This is a genomic window from Polaribacter filamentus (assembly GCF_002943715.1).
Lineage (GTDB): Bacteria > Bacteroidota > Bacteroidia > Flavobacteriales > Flavobacteriaceae > Polaribacter > Polaribacter filamentus.
Map to the genome: position 1 here is coordinate 106007 of NZ_MQUA01000014.1, position 16198 is coordinate 122204.

The 16198-nt window shown below is 32.3% G+C and carries 15 protein-coding genes; 4 read left to right on the top strand and 11 right to left on the bottom strand.

The annotated features are described in order from the left end of the window. Positions 1–32: 32 nt before the first annotated feature. The 9 genes from sufC to BST83_RS17215 form a co-directional block, all read right to left on the bottom strand. Positions 33–779, bottom strand: a complete 747-nt coding sequence (sufC, locus tag BST83_RS17175) for a Fe-S cluster assembly ATPase SufC (protein WP_104810993.1) — start codon at positions 777–779, stop codon at positions 33–35. A 12-nt stretch (positions 780–791) separates the two neighbouring features. Further along, on the bottom strand, positions 792–1625 hold the full coding sequence (locus BST83_RS17180; RefSeq protein ID WP_104810994.1) for an N-acyl homoserine lactonase family protein: 834 nt from the start codon (positions 1623–1625) through the stop codon (positions 792–794). Positions 1626–1684: 59 nt separating this feature from the next. Further along, entirely contained in the window at positions 1685–3133 is a 1449-nt protein-coding gene (gene sufB / locus BST83_RS17185; RefSeq protein ID WP_104811350.1) for a Fe-S cluster assembly protein SufB, read from the bottom strand. Between the two features lie 46 nt (positions 3134–3179). Further along, positions 3180–3509 carry a HesB/IscA family protein gene (locus BST83_RS17190; RefSeq protein ID WP_104810995.1) on the bottom strand — a complete coding sequence of 110 codons (330 nt, stop codon included), beginning with the start codon at positions 3507–3509 and terminating at the stop codon, positions 3180–3182. A 105-nt stretch (positions 3510–3614) separates the two neighbouring features. Beyond that, the gene (locus tag BST83_RS17195) at positions 3615–4709 is read right to left on the bottom strand and encodes a cytochrome-c peroxidase (protein WP_367889204.1); all 1095 of its coding nucleotides are present in this window, start codon (positions 4707–4709) and stop codon (positions 3615–3617) included. A 149-nt stretch (positions 4710–4858) separates the two neighbouring features. Then, positions 4859–5611: an MbnP family protein gene (locus tag BST83_RS17200; RefSeq protein WP_104810997.1), complete on the bottom strand. Its 753-nt coding sequence runs from the start codon at positions 5609–5611 to the stop codon at positions 4859–4861. 3 nt (positions 5612–5614) lie between these two features. Then, positions 5615–6937, bottom strand: coding sequence for a hypothetical protein (locus BST83_RS17205; RefSeq protein ID WP_104810998.1), 1323 nt, complete (start codon positions 6935–6937; stop codon positions 5615–5617). 7 nt (positions 6938–6944) lie between these two features. Continuing rightward, positions 6945–8153 carry a choice-of-anchor B family protein gene (locus tag BST83_RS17210; RefSeq protein WP_104810999.1) on the bottom strand — a complete coding sequence of 403 codons (1209 nt, stop codon included), beginning with the start codon at positions 8151–8153 and terminating at the stop codon, positions 6945–6947. 20 nt (positions 8154–8173) lie between these two features. Beyond that, entirely contained in the window at positions 8174–9706 is a 1533-nt protein-coding gene (locus BST83_RS17215; RefSeq protein WP_104811000.1) for a choice-of-anchor B family protein, read from the bottom strand. Between the two features lie 44 nt (positions 9707–9750). Between BST83_RS17215 and BST83_RS17220 the strand changes: the two genes are divergently transcribed. Together BST83_RS17220 and thiL are read left to right on the top strand one after the other, a co-directional pair. Beyond that, positions 9751–10629 (top strand): IS982 family transposase, encoded by an 879-nt coding sequence (locus BST83_RS17220; protein WP_104811001.1) that lies wholly within the window; start codon positions 9751–9753, stop codon positions 10627–10629. 91 nt (positions 10630–10720) lie between these two features. After that, positions 10721–11773, top strand: a complete 1053-nt coding sequence (gene thiL, locus BST83_RS17225; RefSeq protein ID WP_104811002.1) for a thiamine-phosphate kinase — start codon at positions 10721–10723, stop codon at positions 11771–11773. Positions 11774–12160: 387 nt separating this feature from the next. Here thiL and BST83_RS17230 read toward each other — a convergent pair whose 3' ends face one another. Continuing rightward, entirely contained in the window at positions 12161–12940 is a 780-nt protein-coding gene (locus BST83_RS17230) for an alpha/beta fold hydrolase (protein ID WP_104811003.1), read from the bottom strand. A gap of 92 nt (positions 12941–13032) precedes the next feature. Here BST83_RS17230 and BST83_RS17235 point away from each other — a divergent pair, with 92 nt between their 5' ends. Then, entirely contained in the window at positions 13033–14583 is a 1551-nt protein-coding gene (locus tag BST83_RS17235; protein ID WP_104811004.1) for a serine hydrolase, read from the top strand. A 2-nt stretch (positions 14584–14585) separates the two neighbouring features. Next, complete coding sequence (brnQ, locus tag BST83_RS17240) at positions 14586–15863, top strand: branched-chain amino acid transport system II carrier protein (RefSeq protein WP_104811005.1); 1278 nt, start codon at positions 14586–14588, stop codon at positions 15861–15863. A 51-nt stretch (positions 15864–15914) separates the two neighbouring features. Here brnQ and BST83_RS19975 read toward each other — a convergent pair whose 3' ends face one another. Next, positions 15915–16070, bottom strand: a complete 156-nt coding sequence (locus BST83_RS19975; protein WP_170062815.1) for a hypothetical protein — start codon at positions 16068–16070, stop codon at positions 15915–15917. Between the last annotated feature and the right edge of the window lie 128 nt (positions 16071–16198).

Genomic DNA, 16198 nt, shown 5'->3' on the forward strand with positions numbered 1-16198 from the left:
GAGCTACTGCTAACTGCTACCGATTACTGCTTTTATGCCATTTCTTTAATCCAATCATATCCTTTTGCTTCTAGCTCTAAAGCTAGAGAAGCGTCGCCAGTTTTCACGATTTTTCCGTCGTATAAAACATGCACAAAATCAGGAACGATATATTCTAACAAACGTTGATAATGCGTAATAATAACTACTGCATTGTCTTTCGATTTTAACTTGTTTACGCCGTTTGCAACAATACGCAAAGCATCAATATCTAAACCAGAATCCGTTTCATCTAAGATGGATAATTTTGGTTCTAACATTGCCATTTGAAAGATTTCGTTACGTTTCTTTTCTCCTCCAGAAAAACCTTCATTTAAAGAACGAGATAAAAATTTACGATCTATTTCTAATAATTCAGATTTTTCACGAATCATTTTTAACATGTCTTTTGCAGGCATGTCTTCTAAACCTTTTGCTTTACGCGTTGCGTTAATAGCGGTTTTTATAAAGTTGGTTACAGAAACTCCAGGAATTTCTACTGGATATTGAAACGATAAAAACACACCATTATGCGCTCTTTCCTCTGGGGCAAGTTCGCTGATATCTTCACCATTTAATTCTATAATTCCGTCTGTAACGTCATAGTCGTCTTTACCAGCAATAATGTTTGCTAAAGTACTTTTTCCAGCACCATTTGGACCCATAATTGCATGTACTTCGCCTGCATTTACTTCTAAATTCAATCCTTTTAAAATTGATTTTCCTTCTATTTTGGCGTGTAAGTTGTTAATTTTTAGCATGATATAAATATCTTATTTTTTTAATAATTTTTCTAATTTTTCAAAAGCTACTGGAGAATGTTGAATGATTACTTCTGCATTTTTTTCCTTGGCAAAAGCTTCAAACGAATCCATGCTTTCTATGGTTTGTTTTACATCGTAATTAAAAGAAGGCACTCCTTTATTGGCTCTATTTTCTTCAAAGTGATATAAATCACCCGTTAACAAAACAGGTTTTTCTAAGCCAGCAACTTCTACATATAAAGCTTGATGCCCAATTGTATGGCCTGGCGTGTATTTAATAACAACGGTTCCGTCACCAAAAACATCAAAATCACCCTTTATTTTTTGAACATTTTTTAGTGCTGCTACCGCAGGATTTTTCACTTTTGCGGAATCTCCGGCAACTGAATTGTATTCATTTTCTTGTACAATCCAAGTAGCATCTTTCATTAAATTTGCATGACCTGTATGGTCAAAATGTGAGTGAGACATTGCAAAGTATTTAAAATCTCCAATTTTAAAACCAATCGATTTTAATTGATTTACCAAAGAATCTGGTCTTCTAATAGCATAAACGCCACTTGGCTCGTTATAAGGTTCTGGCATTACCAATTGTTCTGGCAAACCTGCATCCCACATTAAGTTTCCTTTTGGATGAGAAATTACATAATATGCATCTGCAAATTGTTTTGTTTTACCTGTATACGCAGTGTCTTGCGAAAAAACCTCTAATTTTTTGACCAAAATAGAACCACCAACCAATTGATATAATTTAACTTTTGGCTTCGTAGCTTCTTCTTTTTTTTCTGATTTTTTACAACTTACAATACTAATTGCAAGAAGTAAGAAGAGTATATTTTTCATTTTATGTTTCGCTTTTATGTTTATTCGATTGAATGAATAAACAATTACACAAATTTCTGTTACCCTACACTTCCTTCAAGAGAGATTTCCAATAATTTTTGAGCTTCTACAGCAAATTCCATCGGCAACTTATTAAGTACCTCTTTACTAAAGCCGTTTACAATTAAAGCGATGGCTTTCTCTGTGTCAATACCACGTTGATTGCAATAAAACAATTGTTCTTCACCAATTTTACTCGTGGTTGCTTCGTGTTCAATTTGTGCCGATTTGTTTTTTACTTCAATGTATGGAAACGTGTGGGCGCCACATGCATTTCCCATCAATAAAGAATCACATTGAGAGAAATTACGAGCGTTTTCTGCTCTAGCATTTATCTGAACTAAACCTCTATATGAATTTTGTGAATTACCGGCAGAAATTCCTTTAGAAATAATGGTAGACTTGGTGTTTTTACCCAAATGAATCATTTTTGTTCCTGTATCAGCTTGCTGATAATGATTGGTTACTGCTATCGAATAAAATTCACCTACAGAATTATTTCCTTTTAAAATACAACTTGGATATTTCCAAGTTATAGCAGAACCTGTCTCTACTTGAGTCCAAGAAATTTTTGCATTTGTTTCACACAAACCTCTTTTCGTAACAAAGTTGAAAACACCACCTTTTCCGTTTTTATCTCCAGGATACCAGTTTTGTACCGTAGAATATTTAATTTCTGCATCATCCATAGCAATTAATTCTACAACTGCTGCGTGTAGTTGATTTTCATCTCTACTTGGCGCTGTACAACCCTCTAAATAAGACACGTAACTTCCTTTGTCTGCAACAACAAGTGTTCTTTCAAACTGACCTGTTCCGCCTTCATTAATTCTAAAATACGTTGATAATTCCATCGGACAACGAACTCCTTTTGGAATGTAGCAGAAAGATCCATCAGAAAAAACTGCCGAATTTAATGCTGCATAAAAGTTGTCTGAGGTTGGTACAACAGTTCCTAAATATTTTCTAACTAACTCTGGATGTTCTTGAATAGCTTCAGAAATTGGCATAAAAATAATACCTTTTTCACCTAATGATTTCTTGAAAGTTGTTGCTACAGAAACAGAATCTATAACAATATCTACGGCAACATTGGCTAGTTTTTTTTGCTCATCAATAGAGATACCTAATTTCTTAAAAGTCTCTAATAAATCGGGATCAACCTCATCTAAAGAATCTAATTTAGGTTTCTTTTTTGGCGCAGAATAGTAGGCAATTTCTTGAAAATTTGGTTTAGGGTAGGTTACGTTTGCCCATTCTGGCTCTTTCATTTTTTCCCAAACACGAAATGCCTCTAAACGCCAATCAGTCATCCATTTTGGTTCGTTTTTCTTTTTAGAAATTGCACGAACTACATCTTCATTTAACCCTTTGGCAAAGGTTTCGCTTTCCATTTCTGTATAAAAACCATACTCGTATTCTTTGGTTTTTAATTCTTCTTTTAAATCGTCTTCAGTATATTTACTCATAATTTTTTTTTTACTCCTTCCTTTTGGGAAGGCTGGGATGGTGTTTTTAGAGTGAAAATGATTCTCCACAGCCGCAAGTTCTATTTGCGTTCGGATTGTTAAAAACAAAACCTTTTCCGTTTAAACCGCCTGAATACTCTAAAACAGTTCCAACTAAATATAGAAAGCTTTTTTTGTCTACAATGATTTTTACGTCATTTTCTACAAAAACCTTATCACTTTCTAGTTGACTTTTATCGAAAGTTAAATCGTAAGATAATCCTGAACAACCACCACTTTTTACGCCAACCCTCACAAAATCTTGAGCTGCGTCATAACCGTCGTCGGTCATTAACTCTATAACTTTTTTCTTTGCGGTATCTGAAACTTTTATCATAATTTTAAATAGATTAAATCTAAATAGGCGACAAATATACAATATTACTTACATAATAGTGCAAAGTTATATTACCAAATGTGATGCAACAATTAGTTTTATTGATTACTCTTGAAAGTCTGTATTATTGACGAAATTGAAATCGGAAAGTGACAGTAAAAAGGCCTTTAAATCTGCTTTCTCTTTTGCCGTAAGCTGAACGCCTCCTTGATTTACTTTCTTCATTAAAGGATCTATAGTTGATGATCTTTTTAAACCTTCTGAATAATGATTGATTACTTCATCCAAATTTCTAAAACGGCCATCGTGCATATAAGGCGCTGTAAAAGCTAAATTTCTGATGGATGGAGATTTGAATTTACCATTATCAGCGGGATCACCTGTTACGCTTCCGAATCCTAAATCAGAAAAAGTAGCGTCTAAACCATTATTGTGGAATTTATTGTCTGTCCAAAGCGGATTATTATCACTTCCGTGGCAATGAAAACAATCTCCTTTTGCTTCGTCCATAAAAATAGCAAATCCGTTTTGTTCTTGCGATGTTAAAGCAGTTTCGCCATTTAAATATTGATCAAATTTTGAATTACCAGAAATAAGTGTTCGTTCAAATTGTGCGATGGCCTTTGTAATGGCGACAGAATCAATGTTTGAGTTACCAAATGCTTGTAAAAATAACATTGGATATTCTGGGTGCTTCTGTAATTTTTGTGCTACATTTTTCCAGTTGGCGTGCATTTCTATCGGATTTGAAACGGGTTCAAGGGCTTGTTTTTCTAAACCAAATTCTTTTCCGTCCCAAGCAAAACGTTCATCAAAATTCCATGCTAAATTAAATAGAGGCATTGAATTTCTTGTTCCTAAAAGGCCATCAATTCCGTCGCTAAATTGTTGATCATCTGTAAATGATTTCTTCGGATTGTGGCAAGAAGCGCAAGATTGCGTTTCATCGCCAGACAGTTTTTTATCAAAAAACAATTTTTTACCAAGTGCAACACCTTCTTGGGTTAAAGGATTGTTAGAAGGAATTACAGGTGCAATTAATTTGTTTGCAAAAAGAGCTGGAACTTCTAGATTGTATGGAATTGGCGTATATATCTCTTCTTCTTTTGATGCGCACTTCATCAGAAGAAAAAAAGAAAGAAGATATAGATACTTTTTTGTCATATTTATTTTAAAAGATTCTTGAAATATTACACTCAAAAAACTGATATTTGAACAGATATAATTTGTTAATTAGTTTGGAGTCACTTTTATGCAATCAATTAATAATAAATATCTTAAAAATTTTAGTTAAACGTTTTGTCGCATCGAGTAATTTCCTTTTTTTGCGAAATAGTATCTAGATGTTTTTACTGCGTTACAGTTCCTAAACTAAAAACAGATTTTCCATTTTCGCTCATCAATTTTTGAGCTTCAAAATTTGGCATTAAAACGGCGTTTAGCTCATTTAAATTCCAAATATTCGGATTTTTAAACCATTCTGCAATGTTCATTTTAATTTCAATTGTTGCATTATTCTTAATTTCTACAGTGCCTAAATTAACCTCAAAAGAAGTATCTTTAAAAATTAAATTTGTAGGGTCCTTTCTGTTTACAGCTCTAAGAGTATGGTAATTAAAGTTTGCATCTTGGTTGTTTACATCTTTGTATTTGCCATCAAATTGCATGTAATGATACCCACCGCCTAACATTCCTGGAACGTTAAAAGAAACTGAATTCAAATCCTGATATTCACCATCTTTATTATCAGCATCGGAGAAACCAAATCTAAATTTCAAGATATTTACACCTTGTTCAACTTGTTCAAAATTGAGTTGTAAACCTGAGTTTTCTCCGATATTAATTAGCTGATAATTTTTTATTTTACTACCAACTGTTATATTAGAAAGTAAGTATCTTAAATCACTAATACTAATTGTTTCCCCATGTTGATTCGTGAACTTAAAGTCATTAAAATTTGATGAAGTTACAGGAACACCATCCCAATTTTGGGTAAATTTCAGCGCAACCTGCACAGGCCTGGGATATACGCAACAATCTAATTCATCACTACAAGATGAAAAAGAAATGATGATCAATAAAAACCAAATTAATTTTTTCAATTTCTATTTTATTTTTATAATTAATGCATCCGAAAAGCCTTTGTTTTCTTTTACATCTCCATTCGCACTATTACTTTCTCCTACGGCAATTATTGTTTTATTTTGCAACTCTACAGCATCATACAAGAAGTCAATTTCAGAACCACCAACTGTTTTTTGCCATTCTATTTCACCAAACGAATTTACTTTAAGAATCCAAGCATCATTTTGCCCTTGATTTATAAAACCAAGGTTAGAACTTCTTGAGCTTCCTGCAATTACAAATCCGTTATCTTGTGTTTTAGAAATAGAACGAGCAACATCAAAACTAGTTCCTCCAATTGTTTTCTCCCAAATAAGAGTTCCGTTTGTATTTATTTTTATCATCCATAAATCTGCTGCTCCGTTGTTAAAAGAAACATCAATATCAGAACTTCTAGTATCACCAACAATTATAAAATTTCCGTCATCAGTAGCTACAATTGCTCTTGGTTCGTCAATTTCGGAACCTCCAAAATTTTTCTCCCAAATAAGGGTTCCTTCAAAAGTAATTTTTAAAACCCAAAAATCGTAACCTCCTTTGTTGTTAGAAATATTAAAGTCTTTACTGTCTGAAGAAGCGGCAATTATAAACTCGTTATTTAAGGTTTCTACAACTCCGAAAGGAGTATCAGTAAAAGAACCTCCAAAATATTTGCTCCATTGTAAATTACCGTTTGGCGCTAATTTTAAAGCCCAAATATCGCCGCCTGCATGTTTAGCTGTTTTAGAATTTCCTTGACCTCCGGAAGCAGAAACATCTAAAACGCCTGTTACAAGATATCCATTGTCTGACGTTTGGATTAAAGAAATACCTTTGTCTGAACCTAAAAAACCAAAACTTTTTTCCCACAAACGAATTCCTTCTCCTGTAATTTTAAAAATCCAGAAATCTTGTGAGCCTGCGTTTAGAGAAACGTCTTTATCTGCTTTACTTGAATATCCTAAAAGAGCAAAACCACCATCATTTGTGGCAATAATATCTGCGCTTCGATCATCTCCAGAACTACCAAACGTTTTGTTCCAAAGTAATTCATCATCCGAAGAAAACCTCATCACCCAAAAATCGAAACTTTCATCGCTTTTACTATTAGTCTCAAAGTCATTGCTTTGTGTGTAACCCAAAACAACATAACCGCCATCTGTTGTTTTAACAATAGAATTTAGTGCATCATTTTTAGAACCACCAAATGTTTTAACATTACTTATTTGCCCAGAATTTATAAAGACATCAGGGTTTGTTTCAACCTTATCTTTAGAACAGTTGCATAAAAAAAAGAGCACTATTATGTAGCATGTTTTTTTCATAAATAATTTATGAACCTGATTTTCGAATGACAAAGAACCCGCTATTAATATCGCTTATAATTATGTTTCCGCTAGGAAAATAAGGATAGACGCTCCAAACGCCCTTAAATGTGGTGTTATTATTTTCTGGATAGGTATCAAAATATCCTATTTCTGAAATGGATTTATTACGGATGTTACTAAGATCTAACATTCTAACTCCTGCTGTATAATTTGCTTGATAGTACGTATTTCCTTTAACATAACCATTATGATCGATAGCCGAAGTGTTTCCAAAATGATCAAAATAATGCAAAGGATTGTCTAAATCTGTAAAATCGAAAATAATTGTTTTTGTATTTAACCCTTTTCTTAATTCATCTAATTCATCACCTAAAATAAAATATTTAAAATCTTCGGTAAACCAACCTTGATGGGTATATTCTGCATTTGAATAGCTTATTGATGATAATTTTATTGGGTTGCTTTTATCTGTAATATCTACAATTACAACTTCTATTTCATTACTGCCAATTAGAATTTCTTTTCCTTTATGTTCTGTATCTGGACCATTGTAAGTTACTACTTGCGCGTCATGAGAATAATTAATAAACCCACCTTCAGCAATTGGATTTAAAGGGTTTTGAACATTAATAAACAAAGGCCCACCTTTATAAGTTCCACTTCTAGATGTACCCACAGGATATACATAATCTTTGGTTTCATTTATAACAATGTTGTGTGCACGTCCAAAACCTGTATAGTTAAAATCGCTTTGAAATACAACTGGAGGATTTGTAACATTTCTTAATTTTTCTAAATTAAAAACTTGCATTCCATGACCGGTAGCCTCGCTAACAATATATGCTACAGAATTATGAACTTTTACATCTCGCCAAGGACTATTTTCTGTTCTGGTGGGTAAGGTGCCAAGTATTAAAGCTTCTGTTGGGTTGGTAATATCAATAAAAGTGATGCCTTTATTGGTGCCCATTAAAGCATATTCTTTTTTGTTTAAAGGATCTGTCCAACCCCAACAATCGTTTCCTTCTGTATTTGCGCCACCAAGATCTTCAAGAGAAATATAATCTAGCAAATCATAATTATTACATGGATATTGGCCGGCAAAGCCATTTTTACATTCCTCAAGAGGAGTTATGGATACTGTTTTGTCGTTAACATTAAAAATACCATTTTCAGAGCAGCCCATTGTTGCAATAAAAAATACTAAAAACATTTTTTAAACATTCTAAATAATTATTTAATTATAAGTTTACGCGATATTTGTTTATTCACCTTAATAAAGTATACTCCTTTTTGTAGTCTTTCTGTATTTAAAACGTATTCGCTGCTGTTAATATTATACTCTTCTATTATTTTTTGGCCCAACAAAGAATGCAGCTGTACACTTTTTATAGATTGATTATTAGCCGCTTTTATAGTTGTATTTTTTGATGTTGGATTCGGATATATAGAAAAAGATTTTTTTAAATCTTGGCTTTCTAGATTTAACGTTCCACTTTTTCTAACTACAAAAAGCCCTCTTTCTATATCATTGATAATAATATTTCCACTCGCAAAATAGGGGTAAACACCCCATGCACCATTAAATGCAGTTGCATTATTTGAGGGATACGTATCGAAATAGCCAACTTCTGTCATAGAATTTGTAGCATCGCTAATATTAGTGATGTCTAGAACCCGAAGCCCAGCTCTATAATTTGCCATGTAATAGTGATTTCCTTTTACATATCCATTATGATCTATAGCTGCGGATGGCCCCGAATATGTTGATGATAGTTTAGGATTGTCCAAATCTGAAAAATCAAATACTAATGTTCTAGTATTCATTCCAAATCTTTGTTCATCCGTTTCATCACCTAAAATAAAATAACGTTGATTTTCTGTAAACCATCCCTGATGCGTGTATCCAATTTGAGAATATCCAATTTCAGCTATTTTTAGAACATTATTTTTATCGGTAACGTCTAAAATTGTAATTTTATTTACATTGCTACCGATGTAAATTTCTTTTGAAACATGTTCTATATCTGGACCACTATAAGTTACAACTTGAGCATCATGAGAATACCCTTCGTTTGCATAATGATTTATTTTTGTTGGGTTTTTGGGGTCTGAAATATCAACGAAAATGGGTCCTCCGCCAAAAAGTCTTTGTCCTCTTGGATTTGAACAACCGACCAAGTATGCAACAGCAGTTTTTTCGTTAATTACAATGTTATGGCAACTTCCTAAATCATCTGTTTTGTAAATGGCATCTTCTGTGAAATTTTGAGCAGAAGAAACTCCTCTTAATCTTGTTAAATCAAAAACCTGCATTCCGTGGTTACCAACATTATCTGCAACTATAAAGGCATGATTATTATAGACCTTTACATCACGCCAATAATTATTACCAGAACTGGAATTTAAGCGCCCTAAGAAAATGGGATTCAAAGGATCTGTAACATCCACAAAGGCCGTGCTATTCGTCATTGCTGCAATTGCATATTCTTTTTCTGTTGTTGGGTCTGTCCAACCCCAAAGATCACTTCCTTCTGGGGTTCCGTTCGTATTTGCAAGTATATTAATAGGAACTCGAGAAAGTAAATCATAATTATTACAAGGATATACTCCTGCAAAGCCATTTATACATGGTGTTTGTGCACATATTATATGTGTAAAAAAAAGAAATAATATAGTAGTTTTTTCATCTTTTGCAAAATATAATTCAAAAATACTATTAAAAACCCGTTGTGCATTATGATTTAAGAAAAAAAATTTGCTCATCTTACTGAAAATCAGTAAATTGATTTAACCACAAATCACTTACAATGAGTAACTTAAATGCAAATTACGAAAGAATATTGGAAGTTTTAAGAAAAATATCAAAAGAACAACTTTTAACCTATCAAAGGAGAAAACCTAAAATGAGCGATTTAGAACTGATTACTTTAAGTTTAACGGCTGAATTTATGGGAGTTGATAGTGAAAATGATTTATTTAGAAACTTACCAGCATCATTTTTAGCAAAAATAGAACGAAGTGTTTACAACAGGCGAAGGCGTAATTTAGTACCACATTTAGAAATTATTCGTTTAAAATTAGCTTCTTTTTTTAATGATTTTGAAGATTATTTTATCATCCACAGCATGCCTTTAGAGGTTTGTAAATTAGCTAGAAGTTCACGTTCAAGAATTTGTAAAAAAGATATTTATAGTGCTCCAAATAAAGGATACTGTGCCTCACAAAACTCAAGTTATTACGGCTATAAACTGCATGCTATTTGCTCTGTAAATGGTGTTTTTCAAAGTATAGATTTGTGCCCTGCGCCAGTTCATGATATTCACTATCTTAAAAATATTAAGACTCAAATTAGTGATTTTACTTTAATTGGAGATAGAAGGTATCTATCCGCAGAAGTACAACTTAACCTTTTTGAAACTTGTAATATAAAACTCAATACTCCAATGAGAAACAATCAAAATAATTATAAAAAACAACCTTACATATTTAGAAAAAAAAGAAAAAGAACTGAAACACTATTTTCACAACTATGCGACCAATTTATGATCAGAAGAAACTATGCAAAATCTTTTCATGGTTTTAAAATTAGGATATTATCAAAGATTACAGCGTTAACAACTATACAATATATCAATACATTTATATTTGATAGAAATATCAATAATATTAAAATTAGTATTATTTAAAGTGCACAACGGGTTATTAAAAATGTATTTTTATTAATTTTTTATGTTAAAGTAATTGTTTCTATTTTTAGAATCTACTTATCTTTGCAGTATGTTAGAAGACAAAAATCAACAAAGAACATCATTGGCAGAACTAGGAGAGTTTGGCTTAATCAATCATATTACAAAATATTTTAAAACTGAAAATTTATCAACAATTAAAGCAATTGGAGATGATGCAGCCGTTTTAGATGCATCAGAAAAACAAACTTTAGTTACTACAGATTTATTAATTGAAGGTGTGCATTTTGATTTGAGCTACATGCCGCTTAAACATTTAGGATACAAAGCTGTAGTGACCAATCTATCTGATGTGTATGCAATGAACGGAGTTGCAGAGCAAATAACAGTTTCACTAGCTGTTTCTAATCGTTTTTCTTTGGAAGCAATTGAAGAATTGTATGCGGGAATTCAGTTAGCTTGTGAAACTTATAATGTCGATTTAATTGGTGGCGATACTACTTCATCAACCAAGGGAATGTTAATTTCTATTACTGCGATTGGTAAAGTAATTAAGGACGAAGCTGTATACAGAAACACCGCAAAAGAAACCGATTTAATTGTGGTTACTGGCGATTTAGGTGCTGCTTATTTAGGACTACAAGTCTTAGAAAGAGAAAAACAAGTTTTTAAAGTGGACCCTAATAATCAACCAGATTTAGAGAATTACACCTATTTAATTGAGCGTCAGTTAAAGCCTGAAGCTCGAAAAGATGTTGCTGGTTTATTAAAAGAATTAGAGATAAAACCAACTTCTATGATTGATGTTTCTGATGGATTATCGTCTGAACTTTTTCATATTTGTACTCAAAGTAAAGTGGGATGTAAAGTATACGAAGACAAATTGCCTTTAGATCCTCAAGTAATTTCTGCTTGTGAAGAATTTGAGCTAGATTCTACAATGGTTGCTTTAAGTGGTGGCGAAGATTATGAGTTGCTTTTTACTGTTGCCATTGCTGATTTTGATAAAATTAAAGGAAATCCTCATTTTTCAATAATTGGTCATGTTACCCCAGAAAACCAAGGTTTGCAATTAATTACAAGAGCTGGTCAAGAAATTGGGTTGAAAGCACAAGGTTGGAACTCGTTAGATAGACAAGATTAAACCAAGTCTTTTATCACTAAAAATGACCATTATTTTTAATGGAATCACTGCGTTTAATTTTATGTAATGCAAAATATTTTGCGCTTCCTTGAGGTTTTTCATACATCAATATTTTAATAGGTACTGAGATATTTTATTCACCTTATATAAACTTAAGTTTAATTTAAATGACGCTCAAATTGGGCTCGCTTTATTTTTTAAGGCCTTGGTTTGTTAATTTCAATTCCGTTTATGACAATCATAAAAAAAACAGGCGATGGTAAATCAACCAAAATAATAGTTTTTCTATTGGCAATTGCCTTTAATTTACCATTGTTGGAAGGAAGTTATATACTTCTTTATAAGAGTTTAATGTTAGAAGTTAACTAATTTTTTTAGAAACTCAACTTAACATCTCCTCAAAAAATCTTTCAAAACAGTAATTAATTTAGCGGTATTTTCAATATGGCTCATGTGTCCATCAGGAAAAATAACAAGTTCTGAATTGGTTTTTTTAGCTTCTTCCAAGGAAGTTTCGAAATCTAAAACAGGATCTTTTTCGCCAATAATCAGCAATTTTTTAAAATTATTTTCTGATAAAACAGCATTTGAATTTGAGCGTAATTTCATGCCTTCTTGAGCAGCAATATAACCTTGCAAAGATGTTTGTAAAGCTTCTTTTTTTACAGTGTTAATTTCGTTTTTAAAAGCAGCTAAATTTTCTTGATGAAACAAATTTGAAATAGATAATTTTACCATATTTTCAAAATTATTTTTCACCATTTTATTTGCTCTTGTTCTTAATTTTTTTCGTTCTTCAGAATCTTCGTAAGAGGTTGAATTTAATAAACATATCCCTTTTATTTTTGTAGAATTTATTTTGGCAAGCGCTAAAGAAATATAGCCTCCCAAGGAATGCCCAACCAAAATATATTTTCTGATTTTTAAGTGTTTTAAAACAGCATCAATTGTTTCAGCAAACAACTCCATAGAATGCACATATCCCAAACAATCAGATTTTCCGTGACCTAATAAATCAACTGTAATAATTCTGTTTTTTTTGATGAGTTCTAGTTTGATTTTATCCCACATTGTGGAATTCTCTAAAAACCCGTGAATCAGCACAACTGCAGTTCCTTTTCCTTCATCAGTATAAAAAATGTTGGCGTTTTTAAAATTCAAAATCATAGAAACAAATATAAGATTTGATTCTATTTAGAGAACTTAAAACATCATAAACTATTTACTATATTTGAAAAGTATTCCATTAAATCAAATTTATGTTTTTCAAAAAAATAACACTTTTAACACTCTTTGTTTGCTCATTAACCCTTAACGCTCAAATTGATGAGAAAAAACTCGATAAGTTAATAACTCAAACCTTAAAAACTTTTGAGGTGCCAGGTATTTCTGTTGGTATTTTGAAGGATGAAAAAATAGTCTACGCCAAAGGTTTTGGAGTTCGTTCTTTAACGAATCAAAAAGATATGAACGAAAGCACATTGGTTGGTGTTGCTTCTAATAGCAAGGGTTTTACTTGTTTTGCATTGGCAATGATGGTGGATGAAGGCAAATTAAATTGGGACGATAAAGTACGGAAACACATTCCAGAGTTTCAATTGCAAGACGCTTGGGTTACAGAACAATTTACCATTAGAGATTTGGTAACGCACAGAAGTGGTTTGAGTTTGGGTGCAGGAGATTTGATGTTTTTTCCGGAAGGAAATGATTTTACGGTAAAAGATGTAATCAGCAATGTGAAATACTTAAAACCAGAAAGTTCATTTAGAAGTGAATTTATGTACAATAACAACATGTTTATTATTGCTGGCGAAGTTTTAAAACGTCTTAGTGGTCTTACTTGGGAAGAATTTATTGAGATGAAAATAATGAAACCTGTTGGAATGACAGACAGTAAAGCATCTTACAATAGAGTAACCAATAAAACCAATAGTATTGATGCGCACACTATGGCCGATGGCAAAGTAATTCAGATTCCGCATGATTGGAGCGAAACAGCAAATGCTGCTGGCGGAATTGTAAGTAACGTAAATGACATGCTAACTTGGGCAAAATTTTTAATGAATAATGCCGTTACTAAAGATGGAAAACGTTTGTTAAGTGAGCAACAATTTAATGAATTATGGCAACTGCAAACAGCTATGAAAGTTGGTAAAAATGACAGTTACAACTCCAACTTTAAAGGCTATGGTTTGGGTTGGTTTTTAACGGATGTAAAAGGTGGTTACAAACAAGTATATCATACAGGTGGTTTGTTGGGAACCGTGACTCAGTTCACAATGATTCCAGATTTAGATTTGGCGATTGTAGTATTAACAAATCAAATGAATGGTAGCGCTTTTAATACAATTACAAACACCATTAAAGACACTTATTTAGGGTATAAAGATAGAGATTGGTTAAAAAATTACGGAGACAAAAACACCAATTATTTGCAATATAATGACAGTATTAAAGAAAGTGTTTATAGCAACGTAGCACTTGCACAAAAGAATCAGAATTTACCAAAACCGAATCAAATTGTTGGCACGTATCATGACGATTGGTTTGGAGATGTTACGATTACAAATGATGGAAATTCTTACAGTATAAAATGCGAACGTTCTGCTGCTTTAGTGGGAGAATTATTACCGTACAATCAAACTACATTTGTTGCAAAATGGAACAATAGAAGTTTTGATGCCGATGTTTTTGTAAACTTTACTTTTGATGAAAACGGAAATGCAACAAATGCCAGTATGCATTATGTTGCGCCAATTACTGATTTCAGCTTCGATTTTCATGATTTAAACCTTAAAAGAACGAAGTAATTTTGAACAAAACAAAAGAAATTTGGATTGCAGGTTTTGCACTTTTTTCACTCTTTTTTGGTGCAGGAAATTTAATTTTACCTCCTTTTTTAGGCGTAAAATCTGGTTTAGATTGGTGGATTGTTGTCTGTGGATTTGTTTTAACAGCAGTAACGATTCCTATTTTGGCTATCTTTGCACACGCAAAATTACAAGGAACTTTATATGATTTTGGCAAGAAAGTTTCCCCATTTTTTAGTACTATTTATTGCTTGTTAATTTACCTAATTGCAGTTGCAATTCCGTCTCCAAGAACCGCAGCAGTAACGCATGAAATGACCGTGCAACCATTTTTTGATACACCGCCACTTTTAACAAGTATTATTTACTTTGTATTGGTTTTTATTTTTGCTATAAATCGTAGTAAAGTTATTGGTTTAATTGGTAAGTTTTTAACGCCAATTATTGTTACAATTTTACTGATGATTATTGCAGTTGCGTTTTTTACATCACCAGAAATTATAACGCCAACCACTTTTAAAACGCCTTTTATAGATGGTATTTTAGAAGGATATCAAACCTTTGATGCCATTGGAGGTGTTGTTGTTGGAGCCGTAATTATCATCTCATTAAATTATAGTAGCCACACCACTTTTGAAGCGAAAAGAAAACTGATTAGACAAGCTGGTTTTATTGCTGGGACAGGTTTACTTTTAATTTACGGAGGTTTAATTTTAAGCGGATCTTTATTTTCTTCAACATTTGCAGAAAACGCAACAAGAATTGAAGTTTTATCAGGATTAAGCACACAAACTTTAGGCAATCTCGGAACTACTTTTTTAAGTGTTTTGGTCGCCCTGGCCTGTTTTACAACGGCTGTCGGAATTGTAACAGGAACAGCAGATTACATCAAAGGAATTTACAATGATTCACAAACTGCATATATGGTTACTGCGGCAATTTCATCAGTAATTGGTATTATTGTTGGGAGCTATAATGTTGGTTTTATTATTGATGTTGCAGTGCCTGCTTTAATGTTTTTATATCCGATTACAATTGTGCTCATTTTACTAAATATCGTTCCTGATAAATTTGCTTCAATACTTGTTTTTAGAGGTGTAGTTTTGGCAACTTTTATCTTTAGTATTCCGGATTTTTTAGGCTTTATAATTCCGAGAGAAAATTTAACTGGAATTAAAAGTGTGATTCCTTTAGCCGAGTTTAGTTTGGGATGGGTATTGCCTGCTTTATTGATTTTTATTGGGTTGAATCTTTTGGGGAAGAAAACCACAACTAACTAACTTTTTTTCCATAAGTCTATTCGTTTTTCAATTTTTCTTTGAGGCAGTCTATTATTGAACAGATAAAGTTCTTTTATTTTTTTGAAGAGCTATTTTATTTATAATCAAATTTTGATTTAATAATTCTTCAAAAACGTATAATATTCCTCGAACTTCTAAATCATCTTTTCTTGCCTGTTTTCTTAATTGACCATCTCCAGTTAACAAAATTCCATAGAGTTTTTTACAATAATACCGAACATAGCAGTCTTCAAAGCTTACACCAGTGCTTTTTTTAAAATATTATTTATTCCAAAAAATCATCAGTAGAAACCGTTTCAATGATATTGAGTCTG